At 60.8% G+C, this 18,754-nt stretch carries 12 protein-coding genes and 2 rRNA genes; 10 read left to right on the forward strand and 4 right to left on the reverse strand.

The features are described from left to right. The first annotated feature begins 512 nt into the window (after nt 1-512). Nucleotides 513-3,666: ribosomal RNA gene (locus ABI796_RS00820) — 23S ribosomal RNA — on the forward strand. 171 nt (nt 3,667-3,837) lie between these two features. Then, a 5S ribosomal RNA gene (gene rrf, locus ABI796_RS00825) occupies nt 3,838-3,954 on the forward strand. Nucleotides 3,955-4,035: 81 nt separating this feature from the next. Here rrf and ABI796_RS00830 read toward each other — a convergent pair. The 4 genes from ABI796_RS00830 to ABI796_RS00845 form a co-directional block, all read right to left on the reverse strand. After that, entirely contained in the window at nt 4,036-4,929 is an 894-nt protein-coding gene (locus ABI796_RS00830) for a glucose 1-dehydrogenase (RefSeq protein ID WP_141283326.1), read from the reverse strand. Nucleotides 4,930-5,110: 181 nt separating this feature from the next. Continuing rightward, nucleotides 5,111-5,944 (reverse strand): alpha/beta fold hydrolase, encoded by an 834-nt coding sequence (locus ABI796_RS00835; RefSeq protein WP_141283327.1) that lies wholly within the window; start codon nt 5,942-5,944, stop codon nt 5,111-5,113. A 72-nt stretch (nt 5,945-6,016) separates the two neighbouring features. Continuing rightward, a complete protein-coding gene (locus tag ABI796_RS00840; protein WP_141283328.1) occupies nt 6,017-6,871 on the reverse strand; it encodes an alpha/beta fold hydrolase in 855 nt (284 codons plus the stop codon). A gap of 9 nt (nt 6,872-6,880) precedes the next feature. Then, nucleotides 6,881-7,777: an alpha/beta fold hydrolase gene (locus ABI796_RS00845; RefSeq protein WP_141283329.1), complete on the reverse strand. Its 897-nt coding sequence runs from the start codon at nt 7,775-7,777 to the stop codon at nt 6,881-6,883. A gap of 75 nt (nt 7,778-7,852) precedes the next feature. Between ABI796_RS00845 and lysS the strand changes: the two genes are divergently transcribed. From lysS to ABI796_RS00885, 8 genes are all read left to right on the forward strand, one after another. Further along, the gene (gene lysS / locus ABI796_RS00850; protein WP_141283330.1) at nt 7,853-9,382 is read left to right on the forward strand and encodes a lysine--tRNA ligase; all 1,530 of its coding nucleotides are present in this window, start codon (nt 7,853-7,855) and stop codon (nt 9,380-9,382) included. 2 nt (nt 9,383-9,384) lie between these two features. After that, the gene (locus tag ABI796_RS00855; protein WP_170224906.1) at nt 9,385-9,558 is read left to right on the forward strand and encodes a hypothetical protein; all 174 of its coding nucleotides are present in this window, start codon (nt 9,385-9,387) and stop codon (nt 9,556-9,558) included. 128 nt (nt 9,559-9,686) lie between these two features. Continuing rightward, nucleotides 9,687-10,013, forward strand: a complete 327-nt coding sequence (locus tag ABI796_RS00860; RefSeq protein ID WP_014920382.1) for a histone-like nucleoid-structuring protein Lsr2 — start codon at nt 9,687-9,689, stop codon at nt 10,011-10,013. A gap of 361 nt (nt 10,014-10,374) precedes the next feature. After that, on the forward strand, nt 10,375-12,867 hold the full coding sequence (locus ABI796_RS00865) for an ATP-dependent Clp protease ATP-binding subunit (RefSeq protein ID WP_026541632.1): 2,493 nt from the start codon (nt 10,375-10,377) through the stop codon (nt 12,865-12,867). Nucleotides 12,868-13,029: 162 nt separating this feature from the next. After that, nucleotides 13,030-14,256: a glycosyltransferase gene (locus tag ABI796_RS00870; RefSeq protein WP_141283331.1), complete on the forward strand. Its 1,227-nt coding sequence runs from the start codon at nt 13,030-13,032 to the stop codon at nt 14,254-14,256. Between the two features lie 109 nt (nt 14,257-14,365). After that, nucleotides 14,366-16,468 (forward strand): S9 family peptidase, encoded by a 2,103-nt coding sequence (locus ABI796_RS00875; RefSeq protein WP_174754522.1) that lies wholly within the window; start codon nt 14,366-14,368, stop codon nt 16,466-16,468. Nucleotides 16,469-16,633: 165 nt separating this feature from the next. Beyond that, the gene (locus ABI796_RS00880) at nt 16,634-17,143 is read left to right on the forward strand and encodes an amino-acid N-acetyltransferase (RefSeq protein WP_141283333.1); all 510 of its coding nucleotides are present in this window, start codon (nt 16,634-16,636) and stop codon (nt 17,141-17,143) included. 148 nt (nt 17,144-17,291) lie between these two features. After that, nucleotides 17,292-18,740 carry an FAD-binding oxidoreductase gene (locus ABI796_RS00885; protein ID WP_141283334.1) on the forward strand — a complete coding sequence of 483 codons (1,449 nt, stop codon included), beginning with the start codon at nt 17,292-17,294 and terminating at the stop codon, nt 18,738-18,740. Nucleotides 18,741-18,754 lie beyond the last annotated feature (14 nt).

Here is an 18,754-nt window from a genome sequence, read left to right on the forward strand (position 1 = left end):
TGTTGCCCATTGCGCAGGCGTCTGTTCTGCGGTGGGTGCTCATGGGTGGAATATCAACAAATCAAAGTTTCTTTGGCATGGCCTTTCCTGGTTGTGTCCTGGTGTTAGTACGGCTTCCTGTGTTCCTGCTTTGGTGGGGGTGTGGGTTGTGTGGAACGCTGCCGGGGCGTGGTTTGTGGGGGTTGTGTTTGGCGCACTGTTGGGTCCTGAGGCAACAGGACCTTTTTGCAGCAATGCATGGGGGCACTTCTGGTGTTTCTTTTGTTCCTGCGGCCGGTTCCTCTGGTCACCGTTGAGCGGCTACTCCTTTTGTTGGGGTGGTTGTGGTGGTTGGGGGTGTGGTTGACGGGGTTGTTGTTTGAGAACTACATAGTGGACGCGAGCATCTGAAACACACGCGTGGCTGGCTTCCTTTTTGGGGGTTGGTTGGTGTGTGTTTCTACAGCAATTTCTTATGAATGAACCTGGCCCTTGTGGTCATGGTTCTCTCGAGTAAGTTTTTGATCTTGTGTGGTCAAGTTTTTAAGGGCACACGGTGGATGCCTTGGCATTAGGAGCCGAAGAAGGACGTAGGAATCTGCGATAAGCCTGGGGGAGTTGATAACCGAGCGTTGATCCCAGGATGTCCGAATGGGGAAACCCCGCACAACGCTGTCATGGTGATTGTGTGACCCGCATCTGAACACATAGGGTGCGTGGGGGGAACGCGGGGAAGTGAAACATCTCAGTACCCGCAGGAAGAGAAAACAATAGTGATTCCGTTAGTAGTGGCGAGCGAACGCGGATCAGGCTAAACCGTTTCCATGTGTGATAGCCGGCGGGCGTTGCATGGGCGGGGTTGTGGGACTTTCCGTTCTGGTTCTGCCGGACCAGTGAGGTGAGGTGCAGGCATAGGTGAACGGTCTTGAAAGGCCGGCCAGAGAGGGTGTGAGCCCCGTAACCGTAATGTTGTGCACGGCCTGGGGAGTATCCCAAGTAGCACGGGGCCCGAGAAATCCCGTGCGAATCTGTCAGGACCACCTGATAAGCCTAAATACTTCCTAATGACCGATAGCGGACCAGTACCGTGAGGGAAAGGTGAAAAGTACCCCGGGAGGGGAGTGAAACAGTACCTGAAACCGTGTGCTTACAATCCGTCGGAGCAGTCGTGAGTAATCACAAGTAACTGTGACGGCGTGCCTTTTGAAGAATGAGCCTGCGAGTTAGTGTTACGTCGCGAGGTTAACCCGTGTGGGGTAGCCGTAGCGAAAGCGAGTCTGAATAGGGCGAGTGTAGTGGCGTGATCTAGACCCGAAGCGGAGTGATCTACCCATGGCCAGGTTGAAGCGACGGTAAGACGTCGTGGAGGACCGAACCCACTTCAGTTGAAAATGGAGGGGATGAGCTGTGGGTAGGGGTGAAAGGCCAATCAAACTCCGTGATAGCTGGTTCTCCCCGAAATGCATTTAGGTGCAGCGTTGCGTGTTTCTTGCCGGAGGTAGAGCTACTGGATGGCCGATGGGCCCTACAAGGTTACTGACGTCAGCCAAACTCCGAATGCCGGTAAGTCAGAGCGCAGCAGTGAGACTGTGGGGGATAAGCTTCATAGTCGAGAGGGAAACAGCCCAGACCACCAACTAAGGCCCCTAAGCGTGTGCTAAGTGGGAAAGGATGTGGAGTTGCGAAGACAACCAGGAGGTTGGCTTAGAAGCAGCCATCCTTGAAAGAGTGCGTAATAGCTCACTGGTCAAGTGATTCCGCGCCGACAATGTAGCGGGGCTCAAGTACACCGCCGAAGTTGTGGATTTCACATAATGCCCTAGCCTTCGTGGTTCAGGGGTGTGGAGTGGTAGGGGAGCGTCGTGTGGGCAGTGAAGTCGCGGTGGAAACCAGCGGTGGAGCCTACACGAGTGAGAATGCAGGCATGAGTAGCGAAAGACGGGTGAGAAACCCGTCCGCCGAATGATCAAGGGTTCCAGGGTCAAGCTAATCTGCCCTGGGTAAGTCGGGACCTAAGGCGAGGCCGACAGGCGTAGTCGATGGACAACGGGTTGATATTCCCGTACCGGCGAAAAACCGCCCATGCCAAGCGGGGGATACTAACCGCCCGGAGCCTGCCCGCCCACCCTTGTGGTGTGTGGGTTTTGGCCGAGCGCGGGACCTGATCCCGGGAGGTAAGCGTATTAACAGGTGTGACGCAGGAAGGTAGCCGGGCCGGGCGATGGTTGCCCCGGTCTAAGGATGTAGGGTCAGGGATAGGCAAATCCGTTCCTGTGTGCTTCGAGCACGATCCTGAGATCTGATGGGACCCCCGTTTGGGGGGATCCGGTGATCCTATGCTGCCAAGAAAAGCATCGACGCGAGGTTTTAGCCGCCCGTACCCCAAACCGACACAGGTGATCAGGTAGAGAATACCAAGGCGATCGAGAGAATTATGGTTAAGGAACTCGGCAAAATGCCCCCGTAACTTCGGGAGAAGGGGGGCCTGCCCCGTGATGGAGACTTGCTCTCCGTGAGCGGGTGTGGGCCGCAGAGACCAGGGGGAAGCGACTGTTTACTAAAAACACAGGTCCGTGCGAAGTCGCAAGACGATGTATACGGACTGACTCCTGCCCGGTGCTGGAAGGTTAAGAGGACCGGTTAGCCCTTACGGGCGAAGCTGAGAATTTAAGCCCCAGTAAACGGCGGTGGTAACTATAACCATCCTAAGGTAGCGAAATTCCTTGTCGGGTAAGTTCCGACCTGCACGAATGGAGTAACGACTTCCCCGCTGTCTCAACCATAAACTCGGCGAAATTGCAGTACGAGTAAAGATGCTCGTTACGCGCAGCAGGACGGAAAGACCCCGAGACCTTTACTATAGTTTGGTATTGGTGTTCGGAGTGGCTTGTGTAGGATAGGTGGGAGACGTTGAAACCCGGACGCCAGTTCGGGTGGAGTCATCGTTGAAATACCACTCTGGTCACTTTGGACATCTAACTTCGGCCCGTGATCCGGGTCAGGGACAGTGCCTGATGGGTAGTTTAACTGGGGCGGTTGCCTCCTAAAAAGTAACGGAGGCGCCCAAAGGTTCCCTCAGCCTGGTTGGCAATCAGGTGTCGAGTGTAAGTGCACAAGGGAGCTTGACTGTGAGAGAGACATCTCAAGCAGGGACGAAAGTCGGGACTAGTGATCCGGCGGTACATTGTGGAATGGCCGTCGCTCAACGGATAAAAGGTACCTCGGGGATAACAGGCTGATCTTGCCCAAGAGTCCATATCGACGGCATGGTTTGGCACCTCGATGTCGGCTCGTCGCATCCTGGGGCTGGAGTAGGTCCCAAGGGTTGGGCTGTTCGCCCATTAAAGCGGTACGCGAGCTGGGTTTAGAACGTCGTGAGACAGTTCGGTCCCTATCCGCTGCGCGCGCAGGAAATTTGAGAAGGGCTGTCCTTAGTACGAGAGGACCGGGACGGACGAACCTCTGGTGTGTCAGTTGTACTGCCAAGTGCATCGCTGATTAGCTACGTTCGGATGGGATAACCGCTGAAAGCATCTAAGCGGGAAGCTCGCTTCAAGATGAGATTTCCATACACATTATGTGTGAGAGGCCCCCAGCCAGACCACTGGGTTGATAGGCCGGATGTGGAAGCGAGGACTAAAGACTCGTGAAGCTGACCGGTACTAATAGGCCAACAACTTACACCACACAACACACTGCACGCGTCCACTATGTGGTTCCCGAACAACAACCCACAACAGGTTGTTCCAGGAACCAACAACTGAATAACAACACCACAGTTGAAACAACACCACAGTTGTAACAACACCACAGTTGTAACCCAAAGATTTCCCACCCCACGGGGTCGGGTAACAGAGTTACGGCGGTCATAGCGTGGGGGAAACGCCCGGTCCCATTCCGAACCCGGAAGCTAAGACCCACAGCGCCGATGGTACTGCACCCGGGAGGGTGTGGGAGAGTAGGACACCGCCGGACAACCATTACAGAAAGGCCCCGACCACCAGGTCGGGGCCCTTCTGCTTTAACCACCAGACACTAACAGCGTCCGGCCTAGCGCTAAGGCGTAGGGCTTCCACCGTTGACGTTGAGCGTTTCGCCGATCACGTAGCTGGACTCGGGCGAGGCCAGGAACACATAGGCCGGCGCCAGTTCCGCCGGCTGGCCTGCTCGACCCAGGGGAGTGGATTGTCCGAACTCAGGCAGTTCTTCCTTGGGTTGCCCGCTGCTGACCTGCAGGGGCGTCCAGATGGGTCCGGGGGCTACTGCGTTGACCCGGATGCCCTTGGGTGCGAGTTGATGTGCCAGACCCTTGGTGAAGTTGTTGATGCTGGCCTTGGTGGTGGCGTAGTCCACCAGGGTTGGCGATGGGTTGTAGGCCTGAATGGATGTGGTGTTGATAATGGTTGATCCCGCAGGAAGGTGCGGCAGTGCCGCCTTGGTCAGCCAGAACATTGCGTAGACGTTGGTCTTCTGCGTGTGGTCGAACTGTTCGTCGGTAATCTCGGTCAGGTCTTTCTGTGCAACCTGCTTGCCGGCGTTGTTGACGAGGATGTCTACTCCACCGAGGACAGCTACGGCCGTATCCACCACTTCCTGGCAGGTGGCAGAGTCTTTGAGGTCCCCGGGCACTTTCACGGCTTTGCGTCCGGCTGCTTCGATGATGCCTGCGATTCGTGCTGCATCTTCTTCCTCTTCGGGCAGGTAGGAAAGAACAACGTCCGCCCCTTCCCGGGCGAAGGCGATAGCTGTGGCTGCGCCGATTCCCGAGTCGGCCCCGGTGACAATCGCTTTGCGGCCTTCCAGTCGTCCCGTGCCCCGGTAGCTCTCTTCACCCAGGTCAGCCTTGGGTGTCAGCTCGGCGTCAAGGCCGGGCTCGGGCTGGTGTTGTTTGGGCGGTGAGATCTGCTCGTAGGCGGTGACCGGGTTTCGGAATGTGTACTGGTCAGTCATGGTGGTCCTCCTGTTGCCGAGGTCTGGAACACGGAAGGTGCTGCGTGTGATTCAAGATCGACACAGCACCCACCCCTCAAAAGATAAGGGGGCTTGGTATTTATAGCCTAAGCGGGGGACAAGAGATCTGCCAAGCTGCAATACACCCGTGCACCGTTTGGCCGGCCCGCAGCCGGTACACCTAGCCGGAGAAGAACTCTGACAACTCCGAGATCAGCTTGTCCGGCGCCTTGTTGGGCCCGTCATGCCCGTACCCGGGAAGAATGGTGTAGCTGGACCCGGACAGGATGTCGTGGATCTGACCGCACGCAACACCGAAGTATGCCGGGCTCTTTTCACCCACCACAATGAGGGTTTCCAGGGGCAGCTCAACGAAAGGCTCGGCCGGCATGTCCGCAGCGATGACCGCTTTGATTTCGCGAACGCCGCATGTCATCAGCTCCCGCATCTGCTTGCCCAGAGGCGTGCCGGCGGCAAGCTTGTTTGCCAGGGTCAACATGGACAGGGGCATACGGGCAAAAGCGCCGCCGGTCTCCACTCCCTTGATGAGGATGGCGAGGGCGCGGTCATAGTCTCCCGCCGCCGTCGCGCGTTCATAGTCCGGTGTCCAGTCGGCCTTGACGCTGTGGTTGACCGACACTGCGGGGTCGTACACCGCAAGGCGCTCAACAGGAAGGGTCCGGGCCGCATGCAGCGCCACTGCGCCGCCGAAGCTGTGCCCGAACACATCAGTGCTGGACGTGTGCTTCATGACGTCGTGGAGGTCCCGAATGTCCGCTTCCAGCGTGTAGTCATCAGGTTGTGGGGACGAATCTCCGCGCCCACGCCGGTTGAACGTGTGGACAGGGCGGCCAAGGGCCTCGCTGAGTTTTTGGGCGAAGCGTGCGTAGTCGGTGGCCGTCACCATGGAGGCCGGAACGACGACGACGCCGGAGCCCGCCGCTGCCAGCTCACCGCCGGTGGTGAGTAGTTCCAGGTGTCCGCCGTCTTGGGTCATGATGATGTCGCGCGTCATGACTTGAGCCTAACTGAGCCACCTGACTGTGGGCAGCATGTCAACCCTTATGTGGATAACGAGGGGACGTGCTCAGCCCTTGAAGTAGTCCGAAATATCGGAGACCAGTTCATTGACCGCAGCGGGAACGGAGCCGTGAAAGCCTTTGGGTGAGACTTCCAGGGTGCTGCCGGGAACTGCCCTGTTCAGCCGTGCGGCGGTGACCTTATAAAACCGGGGACTCTTCTTGCCCACCATGAAATGGGTGGTGGGAGGCAGGACCGAAAAATCGCGCGGCGTATCGGCGGCATCGAAAGCTGCTTTGAGTTCGCCCACACCTGAGGGCATGAGTTCGCGGAAGAGCTTGTTGATCCTGGTCCGGGACACCACTGCCATCAACCCGGCCAGCACCGGCTCCGGAACCCGCGCCAAGGCAGTACCGGGGTGCATGCCACGCTTCATCCTGGCCAGTGCCCGCCCCACATCACCTTGATTGACGGACTCAGCGAATCCATCCAGCCAGGCGGTGTCCATGCTGCCATCAATGTTCACAGCGGCGTCGTACACGGCCAGCTTGTCCGGTTGGTGGGCTGTGCCCGCGAATTCCTGGGCTGCGTTCAGGGCAACGGCACCGCCAAGGCTGTGGCCCATGATGTTCCGGGCACCGGTGGCGTCCATGATGGTGCGGACATCGGCGATTTCCGTGGACATGGAGTAGTCCTGCGGCTGTTCAGTGGACTTGCCACGGCCGCGCCTGTCATAGACATCCACGGCCCAGCCTTCACCGAGACCCTTCGCCAAGGCTATGGAGAAGGGGCGGTAGATCAGGGCGGTGAGGAATGCGCCTCCAATGAGCACCACGCGGCGTTCCCCGGGCGCGTTTTCCGTACCGTAGCTGTACAAGGCGAGTTTGCCGCCGTCGTGCGTTTTGATGTCCCGTTCCTTCACCGGAACATCCTAGGTGGCAATGCCGGGTTCTTGCTCCACGGGGTTCCCGGACAGGAACCTCGCGATGCGCGCTGCGAGCCGTTTCCCTGGCCGGAGCGGACCTTCATGGAACTGCAGCGGCACCACAGCGAAGCTGATTGCCGGCACCGCACCGGCCAGCATCCGGCCGGTCTCCGCGAAGTACGACGGGCTCCAGCCGCCACTGAGCATGAGCGTGGGCGTGGACAACTTCATGAAATCGTGAAGATGGGCGTCGGCGTCCAGGACTGCCCGCATTTCCGTGACGGCCGTGGGCAGCAAGGAGCGCATCTCCAGGCCCAGTCGGGTCCGGGCGGAGAGGACGCTGAGTGCCCGGAGCGCACCCATGGGCAGATAGGAAATCGGCCCGGCGGTTCCCAGCCCCTGCACCAGATGGGCCCATGCATGGTCCAGTTGGCCGGACGTGACCGCTTCCTCAAGTTCGGGCCGCCACCGGCTGCTGAGATTGCCGGAGAGGGACACGGCGGCATCGTAGGTAACCAGCTTGTTGATCCGGGCCCGGCGGGCGGCTTGCAGTGCCACAAATCCGCCGTAGCTGTGTGCCACCACATCCGTTGAGCCGCTGTGTTCCATGACCGTCTGAAGGTCCGCGATCTCGGTATCTACGGAGTAGCCCGGCGGTTGTGGCGCAGAATGGCCCCTGCCACGGCGGTTGTAACTGTGCACGGGACGCCCCAGCATCACACTCAGGGTCCGCGCGAACGGCCAGTACAGGGAGTCGGTCACCAAGGTGCCATGAACAAGTACGACGCCGGCTGGTTCAGCAGGTGCCTTGGACCCCGGCAGCGAGGCAGACGAAGCGGGCCGGAAGGTGTGCACCTCAAGCTGCCCGCCGCCGTCGTTCGTTTCAACCGTCCACGTTTCCACAGCCCGAGTCTATGCGTTTCCCCGATCTTGGGGCCCGGAAGTAAAGCCCCGTAATCACCGGTAAACTTAAGGACTGTGACTTCCGCAAACACCCCCGCCCAGAACACCTCCGCAGAGCCCATCGACGCCAGCGAGCAAATGCGCATCCGTATGGAGAAGCGCGCCAAGCTGATCGAACGCGGCACCGAGGCCTATCCGGTGGGTGTTGAACGGACCCATTCCCTGAGCGAAATCCGCGAAAAATACGCGCATCTGGAAGCCGACGAAACCACCGGCGAGATTGTGGGCGTCACCGGACGCGTCGTATTCGTCCGCAACACCGGCAAGTTGTGCTTTGCAACGCTCCAGGAGGGCGGCGTGGACGGCAAGGGCGTTCGCCTGCAAGCAATGCTGAGCCTGGCCAACGTTGGTGAGGAAGCACTGGCCGACTGGAAGGCCCTTGTTGACCTCGGCGACCACGTCTTTATCAAGGGCGAGGTCATTTCCTCGCGTCGCGGCGAGTTGTCCGTCATGGCCGACTCCTGGTCCATGGCGTCCAAGGCCCTGCGCCCGTTGCCTGTCCTGCACGCTGAATTGAATGAAGAAACCCGCGTTCGGCAGCGCTATGTGGACCTCATGGTCCGCGACGAAGCCCGTGAAATGGTGTACAAGCGTGCAGCCATTACCCGTTCAGTCCGCGATACCCTGGACCGCCACGGTTACGTTGAGGTGGAAACTCCCATCCTGCAGCTGGTGCACGGCGGCGCTACTGCCCGTCCGTTCGAGACGCACATGAACGCGTTCGATCAGAAGATGACCCTCCGCATCGCCACTGAGCTTTTCCTCAAGCGCGCCGTTGTTGGTGGCATTGACCGCGTGTATGACATGGGCCGGGTGTTCCGCAACGAAGGCGTGGACTCCACCCACAGCCCGGAATTCACCACGTTGGAATGCTACGAAGCCTGGGCGGACCAGTTCGTCATGGCCGAGCGCATGAAGGAAATCATCCTCAATGTGGCCGACGTCGTGGGAACACGCACCATCCAGACCGACGCCGGGGAAATTAACCTCGACGGCGAATGGGCTTGGATTTCGGTGTACCCGGGTATTTCCGAAGCAGTGGGAATTGAAATCACTCCTGACACCACGGTGGATGAGCTGCTGGCAATTGCCGCCAAGCACGAAGTCAAGGTGGATCCCAAGTGGGACGCCGAGAAGATCGTGGTGGAGCTGTTCGGCGAGATCGTGGAACCCACGTTGTTGAACCCCACGTTTGTGTATGACTACCCGCCCTCCGCCCAGCCGCTGGCCCGCCCGCACCGTGAAGACGGCCGGCTGATTGAGGCCTGGGACCTGATTATTGGCGGCATGGAGCGCGGTACGGCGTTCTCTGAGCTCATTGATCCGGTGATCCAGCGCGAACGCCTCACGGAGCAGTCCCGCCGCTCCGCTGCCGGTGATGAGGAAGCCATGCAGTTGGATGAGGACTTCCTCCGGGCCCTTGAATACGGTGCGCCGCCCATGGGCGGTATCGGGCTGGGTATTGACCGCCTGGTAATGCTGTTCACCGGTGCAGGTATCCGCGAAACCATCCTCTTCCCGTTGCTGAAGCCTGAGGGTCACTGATTATGGAGTACATCGCAGTCCTGGCGCCATCCATTGTGGTGGGATTGATCTTCTGGTTTGCCATGAAGTCGATCTTCAATGCGGACAAATCGGAACGGCAGGCCGAAGCCAAGGCCCAGGCCGAAGCGAATTTGAAAAATTCAGGACCCACATCAGAGGGCCCGGCAGCTAAATAGCTCAATTGGGTTCAGCTAAGGGAAGAGAATCCAATAACGCTTTGACGTGCATGCTTGCCGTGAACGATAATCATCAAAGGAATCCGGGGAATTTCTGATTATCCAACCCTCCAAATGAGAGGCACCTCATGGCACAGAAAGTAAAAATCATCCTCGTTGATGACTTGGATGAAGGGGCTGCGGACGAAACTGTTCGTTTTGGCCTCGATGGCGTGAGCTACGAGATGGATCTGTCCACTGCCAACGCAGCCTCGCTGCGCAAGGCATTGGAGCCCTACGTCGCAAAGGCCAGGAAGACTTCTTCCGGGCGTGCTACCCGGGGCCGTGCAACAGCCGCACGTAACCAAGATTCCGCACAAATCCGCCAGTGGGCCCGTGACAACGGTTACACGGTCAACAGCCGCGGACGTATTCAGGCTGAAATTCAGGAAGCGTACCAAAAGGCCAATTCCTGATTCACCGCTTCAATGCCCCGGCAGTCGCTGCCGGGGCATTGGCGTTTAAGCCCGAAGTTTGTGGAGTCCGGCCCAAAGGCTTGGAATAACCTGTGAATCATCACGGCCGGCAAGCGTTGAATACTGCCGCTAAAGGTTTCAACAAAGCTGCGGTCCGGGAGGTGGGGGAATTGCCCGGGGTCGGCCGCGGCCGCGAGCTGTCAGGCAAGGCGGCAGGGTCCCACCGCAGGCTGGCCCGGGTCAAGGGCTGGAGCCGGATTTATTCCGCAATCACGTCATGTTTCCCCTGTGGCGAACACGCCCCAAAAGTGCTTCTCAGGCACGTAGCATCAAAGTACGTCGTAGCTAGGAGTGTGGCGAAATGTTTGAGAGATTTACGGACCGTGCCCGTCGCGTGGTCGTTCTTGCCCAAGAAGAGGCAAGGATGCTCAACCACAATTACATCGGTACCGAGCACATCCTCTTGGGTCTGATCCACGAGGGTGAAGGCGTTGCTGCCAAGGCGCTCGAGTCCCTGAGCATTTCGCTCGATGGCGTTCGTGAGCAGGTGCAGGAGATCATCGGCCAGGGCCAGCAAGCCCCGTCCGGTCACATCCCCTTCACGCCGCGCGCCAAGAAGGTGCTTGAGCTTTCCCTTCGGGAAGCACTGCAGCTCGGCCACAACTACATCGGTACTGAGCACATCCTGCTCGGCCTCATTCGCGAAGGCGAAGGCGTGGCCGCGCAGGTGCTGGTGAAGCTTGGGGCAGACCTGAACAGGGTCCGCCAGCAGGTAATTCAGTTGCTCTCCGGCTACCAGGGCAAGGAGACCGCAGGCAGCGGCTCCGGCCAGGGCCAGCCTGAAGGTACCCCTGCCGGTTCGGTGGTGCTTGACCAGTTCGGACGCAACCTCACCCAGGCTGCCCGCGAAAACAAGCTCGATCCCGTGATCGGCCGCGAGCAGGAGATGGAACGCGTCATGCAGGTCCTCTCCCGCCGTACCAAGAACAACCCGGTCCTGATCGGTGAACCCGGCGTAGGTAAGACTGCCGTCGTCGAAGGCCTCGCCCAGGCGATCGTCCGCGGCGATGTCCCGGAGACCATCAAGGACAAGCAGTTGTACACGCTTGACCTCGGTTCCCTGGTGGCCGGTTCCCGCTACCGCGGTGACTTCGAAGAGCGCCTGAAGAAGGTCCTCAAGGAGATCCGCACCCGTGGCGACATCATCCTCTTCATCGACGAGATCCACACCCTCGTTGGTGCAGGTGCTGCCGAAGGCGCCATTGATGCTGCGTCCATCCTCAAGCCCATGTTGGCCCGTGGTGAACTCCAGACCATCGGTGCCACCACGCTGGATGAGTACCGCAAGCACATTGAGAAGGACGCCGCTCTTGAGCGCCGCTTCCAGCCGATCCAGGTCAAGGAACCCTCTGTTGCCCACGCGATCGAGATCCTCAAGGGCCTGCGTGACCGTTACGAGGCACACCACCGTGTGACGATCACCGACGGCGCCCTCGCCTCTGCTGCCCAGCTGGCCGAGCGCTACATTTCGGACCGCTTCCTGCCGGACAAGGCGATCGACCTCATCGATGAAGCCGGCGCCCGCCTGCGTATTCGCCGCATGACTGCTCCGCCGGAGCTCAAGGCCATGGACGAGCGTATTGCGGACGTGAAGATGGAGAAGGAATCCGCGATCGACGCCCAGGACTTCGAGGGTGCTGCATCGCTGCGCGACAAAGAGCAGAAGCTCATTGCCGAACGCGCAGAGAAGGAGCGCACGTGGAAGTCCGGCGGCATGGACGACATCTCCGAGGTTGACGAGGACCTGATCGCTGAAGTTCTTGCGAACTCCACCGGTATCCCGGTCTTCAAGCTCACCGAGGAAGAGTCCTCGCGCCTGCTCAAGATGGAAGACGAACTGCACAAGCGCGTGGTTGGTCAGGACGAGGCCATCAAGGCCCTGTCGCAGGCTATCCGTCGTACCCGTGCAGGCCTGAAGGACCCCAAGCGTCCGGGTGGCTCGTTCATCTTCGCCGGCCCCACCGGCGTCGGCAAGACCGAGCTTGCCAAGGCACTTGCCGAGTTCCTGTTCGGTGAAGAGGATGCCCTCATCACGCTGGACATGTCCGAGTACTCCGAGAAGCACACGGTTTCGCGTCTCTTCGGTGCACCTCCGGGCTACGTCGGCTACGAAGAAGGCGGCCAGCTGACCGAGAAGGTCCGCAGGCGTCCGTTCTCCGTGGTCCTGTTCGACGAAGTGGAAAAGGCCCACGCGGACCTCTTCAACTCGCTGCTGCAGATTCTGGAGGACGGCCGACTGACCGACTCCCAGGGCCGCGTGGTGGACTTCAAGAACACCGTGATCATCATGACCACCAACCTTGGTACCCGCGATATTTCCAAGAGCGTGGCCACGGGCTTCCAGTCCGGTACGGACACCCAGACCGGCTACAACCGGATGCGTGCCCGGGTTACGGAAGAGCTCAAGCAGCACTTCCGCCCCGAGTTCCTCAACCGTGTTGACGACGTCGTGGTGTTCCCGCAGCTGACGCAGGACGAGATCATCGAGATCGTGGACCTGTTCGTCACCCGTCTGGAGCGTCGCCTCAAGGACAAGGACATGGGCATCGAGCTCACGCCCGCTGCCAAGGTCCTCCTGGCCACGCGTGGTTACGATCCTGCCATGGGTGCCCGGCCGCTGCGCCGCACCATCCAGCGCGAGATCGAGGACCAGCTGTCCGAGAAGATCCTGTTCGGCGAACTCCACTCCGGCGACATCGTTGTGGTGGACGTTGATGGCGAAGGTGACGACGCCAAGTTCACGTTCGAAGGCAACGCCAAGCCGCGGATCCCGGAGATCGCTCCCACCGCGTAAGCGCACAAGCACAAAAGCCCCGCCCGTTCACACTAAGGAACGGGCGGGGCTTTTGCTTTGACTCGTGCTGAGTTTTTGTACAGGTAATGCCCTTAAGGTGGCTTCATAAGGGCGTTATCTGTACAAAAACTCCGAGGAAGAGGAAGGGAAGAGTGCGGCCATATGCGGGTACTCATGGTGGCTCCGGGAACGCGGGGCGATGTTGCTCCTATGGCCGGGCTGGGGAGTCGCTTGCAGGGGTTGGGCTACGAGGTAGCCATTGCAGCTAATCCCGCCTATGCCCCTGTGGTTGTTGAGTCAGGATGCGAGTTCAGGCCGCTGCCCGGGGACCTGGAAGGGCTGATCAGACAACCAGCGCCCGGCGGCAAGGCATCATCTGCAGGCATGCTCACCTTCTGGCGGAAGCTCACTGAGTATATGGACGACGCCGCCACCGGAACCTTGGCTGCCGCCGAGGCCGGCGCCGACGTGATCATGCCTAACTCGGTGGCGCCCTATGGGTATGACATTGCCGAAGCCCTGGGCATTCCGGCCATCGGCGCACATTTGCAGCCCACGGAGCCAAGCGCGGCTTATCCGCCGGTTCTGATGAATTCTGCCCGGAGCCTTGGCGCACTGGGAAACAAGATCATCGGTGAGCGAGCAGCTGCCGGCCCTGCCCCTTATGACGCTCCGAGTGCCCGCATCCGCAAGGAATTGGGCCTGAGCAAGCAGGGCCGCGCGGTGGGTGAGCGCAGGCGTCGCAAGGCGCATGCAACCATACTTCACGGCATCAGCCCCTCGGTGCTGCCAAGGCCCGTTGATTGGCATGAGGGTTTGGTGATGGCGGGATACTGGTGGCCTGTCATGAAAGCGGATTGGCAACCCCCGGCGGACCTGGTGGACTTTCTCGCGGACGGCCCGGCGCCCGTTTTTGTTGGTTTTGGAAGCAGCGCCCACGTTGATCCCGGGTTCATCCTCGAGGCCACCCGCCGTGCCGGGGTGCGGGCTGTCATCCAGGGAGCGCCGGGTGCCGGTGCCGTACTGGGTGGGGACGCAATCGGCGTCGGGAGTGTTCCGCATGAGTGGCTGTTCCCGCAGATGGCGGCAGTGGTTCACCACGCTGGAGCCGGTACTGCGGCGGCCGGCTTCCGGGCGGGCGTTCCGGCCGTAGGTGTCCCGGTGTATACGGACCAGCCCCTCTGGGCATCCCGAATAGCGGCGCTCGGGGCGGGGCCCCGGCCGATACCCCACAAGAAGCTGACTCCTGAGCGTCTTGGTGACGCGATCAAGGAAACGGTGGGCACGGCGTCGTACGCGCAGCGGGCATCGAAGGTGGCGGCTGCAATCGCTCGGGAAGACGGGACGGTCCCGGTGGTTGACGCACTGCGAAGACTCTCCATTAAGTAGGACCGTAAAGCGGTGGGGTCCAGCCAGCAAAAGGGAATATGTGAAAGTACTGTTTCACTGTGAGTGAACCACTCTGTGATCGGCAGCACAATCAGTGTTGAATCGGACCATGGACTCTGCTGACACTCAAGCAAAGGGCGATCAGCCCGAAACTGCCTTTCACAACATTGACCACTACCTGGCCATCCCCAGGGTCAGTGGCCTCGCCCTCAGCCCGGATGGCAAACGCCTGGTAACCACCGTGACTACGCTGAACAGCAAAGGGACAGAGTTCGCCAGCGCACTTTGGGAACTGGACCCCAGCGGCCGGAACCACGCCCGCCGCATCACCCGGAGTTCCAAAGGTGAGGCCGGCGCGGTCTTCGCTGCCAACGGCGACCTCTACTTCACCTCGGCCCGCCCTGACCCTGAGAGCCCCGACGCGGACCCCGTGAACGCTCTATGGATGTTGCCTGCGGATGGTGGCGAAGCCCGCGTAGTGCACTCACGTTCGGGCGGGGTCGCTTCCGTCATGGCCGCCAAGGACGCCCACGCCACGTTCGTCAACGCAGAGGTCCTGGCCGGATCTACGGACGAGGAGAATGACGAGGAGCGGCGCAAAGCCCGTAAGGACAACAAAGTCTCGGCCATTCTGCACAGCGGCTACCCCGTGCGTTACTGGGACGCCGACCTTGGTCCGGCTGAGCCGCGGATCTTCGCGGTGGAGCAAGGTGACGAAGAGCCCGGCGGCAAGCCATCCACAGTGGACGCCACAGCGCCGCTCAAGCTCCGCAACCTGACGCCCGGCGTCGGCGGGTCGCTGCGTGAAAGCAAAACAGTGGTGAGCCCGGACGGCAAGACCATCTACACCAGCATCACCAAAGCGCTCGCAAAAGCTGACAGCCGCGAGGTGCTGGCCGCCGTCGACGTCGCGACCGGGACCGTTAAGGTGCTGCTGGATCACGACGCCATGAGCTACTTCCCCGGGCCGGTGAGCCCGGACAACAAGACGCTGGTGGTGCAGAGCGAGAGCGACACCACACCCCATCAAGCGCCGCAAGTGAAACTGCACCTGTTGAACGTCGCCGTCGGCGAGACCACGGACCTGGAGCCGCTCGCTCACCAATGGGACCGGTGGCCCAACCCGCTGGCCTGGCTCCCGGACGGCAGTGCGGTGCTGGCAACAGCGGACGACGACGGCGCGTCGCCGGTTTTCCGGGTCAACGTCGCTGACGGTTCAGTCACCAGGGTGACGAACGACGCGGCCGCCTACACCGACGTCGTGGTTTCGCCTGACGGAAGCGCCGCGTACGCGCTCCGGAGCTCGTACGAGTTCCCCGCCGAAGCTGTGCGGATCGATCTCGCATCCGGTGAGGTCCTCCGCCTGCAGGCTCCGGCGGAGCGGCCTGTCTTCAAAGGCAAACTGGAACGCGTGGAAACCACGGCCGAAGACGGCTCCCGCGTGCCCGCCTATCTGGCCCTTCCCGAAGAAGCGTCCACCGCCAACCCGGCGCCGCTCCTGCTGTGGATCCACGGCGGTCCGCTGGGCTCTTGGAACGCGTGGACGTGGCGCTGGAACCCGTGGCTGCTGGTGGCCAGGGGGTACGCCGTCCTGCTGCCGGACCCTGCGCTCTCCACCGGTTACGGACAGGAATTCATCCAGCGGGGCTGGGGGGAGTGGGGAAAGAAGCCCTTCGCCGACCTGATGGCCATCACCGACGCCGTGGTGGCCCGGCCGGACATTGATCAATCTCGAACCGCGGCGATGGGCGGCTCCTTCGGCGGCTACATGGCCAACTGGGTCGCAGGACAAACGGACCGCTTCAAGGCGATCGTCACCCACGCCAGCCTGTGGGCCTTGGATCAATTCGGTCCCACAACCGACGCCGCCCAATACTGGCTCAAGGAAATGACCGTGGAAATGGCGATGGAAAACTCGCCGCACCTGAACGTGGGCAACATCAAAACTCCCATGTTGGTCATCCACGGTGACAAGGACTACCGCGTGCCAATCGGGGAGGGTTTGCGCCTCTGGTACGAGCTCTTGTCCTCATCCGGGCTGCCGGCTGATGAGAACGGACAAAGCCCGCACCGTTTCCTGTACTTCCCGGACGAAAATCACTGGGTCCTGCAGCCGCAGCACGCAAAGATTTGGTACGGCGTGGTTGAGCATTTCCTGGCAAGGCAGGTGCTCGGCAAGGACGTTGCTTTACCGGAGGAGCTGGGAGTGTAGCCGGTTCCTTCCGGGCGACGACCGGGACATTTGCCGCGTGCTCGCTCGTTCCTCGCTTAGACGCACGCTACACAAATGTCCCGGTCGTCGGCCGTCGTGCCCGCACTCCGTCATACGCGGTACTGAAGCAACCGGTACCTGGCTGCCTCTCGTTAGGATGGGGGAGTGAATCCGACCTTCAGCCTCCGCCCTGCCCGTACAAGCGATGTGGCGGCTATCAAGAGGCTTGTGGCGCCCTTGGCCGAAGAGCGGATTCTCATGGCCAAGGAGACGGTGGCGTACTACGAGAGCCTCCAGGAATTCCGGATCGCCGAATCTGACGACGGCGAAGTCATTGGCTGCGGTGCCCTCCACGTGATGTGGGAGGATCTTGCCGAGATTCGCACCCTGGCCGCTGCCGACTCCTGGCGTGGCAGGGGCGTCGGTCACGTTCTGGTGGAGAACCTGCTGGAGGAAGCCCGGGCGCTGGGTGTGAGCCGGGTGTTCTGCCTGACCTTTGAGGTGGACTTCTTCAAGCGCCACGGATTCGAGGTCATGGAGGATCAGTCCGCTGTGGATCCCCAGGTGTACTCCGAGCTGCTGCGCTCGCATGACGAAGGCGTGGCGGAGTTCCTGGACCTCGCCCGCGTGAAGCCCAACACGCTGGGCAACACCCGCATGATCAAGCAGCTTTAGAGCTCCCGCGAGTGCCGCGATCGGCGCTCGATCAACCCTGCCCGATTATGGGTGATTTATTAACCCTTCTCTTATATCCACTTGATGGATAAACTGATGGAGGCTTGCTGGGGAAGCTTCCAATCCATCGGTCAATTGAGAGAAGATCATGCAGTCCCACGCGTCCTTTTCAGATGTTTCAGAACTCCAACTCAACGTGCACGGCCCCGTGTTCACGCCAGCCGATCCGGGTTTTGCTCCCGAAGTAGCGGCCTTCAACCTCTCCACACAGCACCAACCTGATCTTGCCTTCGGCGCCCTCGACGCAGAGGACGTTTCCGCGGCCGTCCGATGGGCGGCTGAGCGCGGCATCCCCGTCTCCGTCCAGTCCACCGGCCACGGTGCCACCAACGCCATTGAAGGCGGCCTGCTGATCAGCACCCGCCGGATGCTGGAGCTAAGCATCGATCCCATCGAGAAGACTGCCCGCGTTGGCGCGGGCGTCCGCTGGAAGGCCGTGGTGGAGCTCGCCGCGACCTTCGGCCTGATGGGGCTCTGCGGTTCCACAACAGACGTAGGGGTGGTGGGCTACACCCTGGGCGGTGGCTTGCCCATTCTGGGCCGCAAGTACGGTTTTGCCTCGGACCACGTGATTGCTTTTGAGCTGGTCACCGCCGACGGCACGCAGCGCCGGGTAACCAAAGACGAGAACCCGGAGCTGTTCCACCTGCTCCGTGGCGGCAAAGGCAACCTGGGGATCGTCACGGCCATGGAATTCCACCTGTTTCCGGCGGCTGACCTCTACGCCGGCGGGATGTACTTCGACGGCGGTTATGCCCCGGAAGTCCTGCGGGCATTCCGGGAATGGGTGCCATCGCTGCCGGTAGAGGCCTCGGCGTCCATGGCGTTCCTTCGCCTTCCGGAGATGGACATGATTCCTGAGCCGCTTCGGGGGAAGTTCGTCATTCATCTCCGCTACGCCTATCAGGGTGACGCGGCAACCGCCTCGGAAGTCCTGGAGCCAATGCGCAGCTGTGCCCCGTTCATGATGGATGCCACGGGACCTTTGAGCCCCACCCAATTTGACACTATCCACCAGGACCCGGACCAGCCTGTACCGGTCCGTGAGCACGGTTTCCTGCTGGATCGCCTGGACGAGCAAGCCGAAGATGCGCTCCTGCGGCACTTTGGCCCTGGTGTGGAAAGCCCTGTTTTGTTGGCGGAGCTTCGTCTCCTGGGCGGCGCGTTGGCGAAAAGTGCTGACGGCGAAGACGTTGTGGGTGGGCGCGACGCTGCGTTCAGCTTCTTCATGGGTGCCATTGCCGCCCCTCCCGTCCTGGATGTTTTGCCGACAGTCTTCAGCGCGGTCCACGAAGACCTCCGCCCGGCAGCGAACGCGGGGACGTTCGTGAATCTGCATGGCCATTTTGTGGACGCTGAAGACAGGGAACGGCCTTGGCTGCCCAGCGCACGCGAACGCCTCAGGAAAGCCAAAGCGGAATTGGACCCGAAGAACATGTTCAGCTTTGGGCACGTTGTGGGGCTTCCGGTCATTGACCAGACCGTGCTGCTGGAGGACGTTGTCACTGCCGGCGGCGACGCCGTCCTGAACAGCTGAAGGGGATGCGGACC

Source organism: Paenarthrobacter aurescens (assembly GCF_041549525.1).
GTDB lineage: Bacteria > Actinomycetota > Actinomycetes > Actinomycetales > Micrococcaceae > Arthrobacter > Arthrobacter aurescens.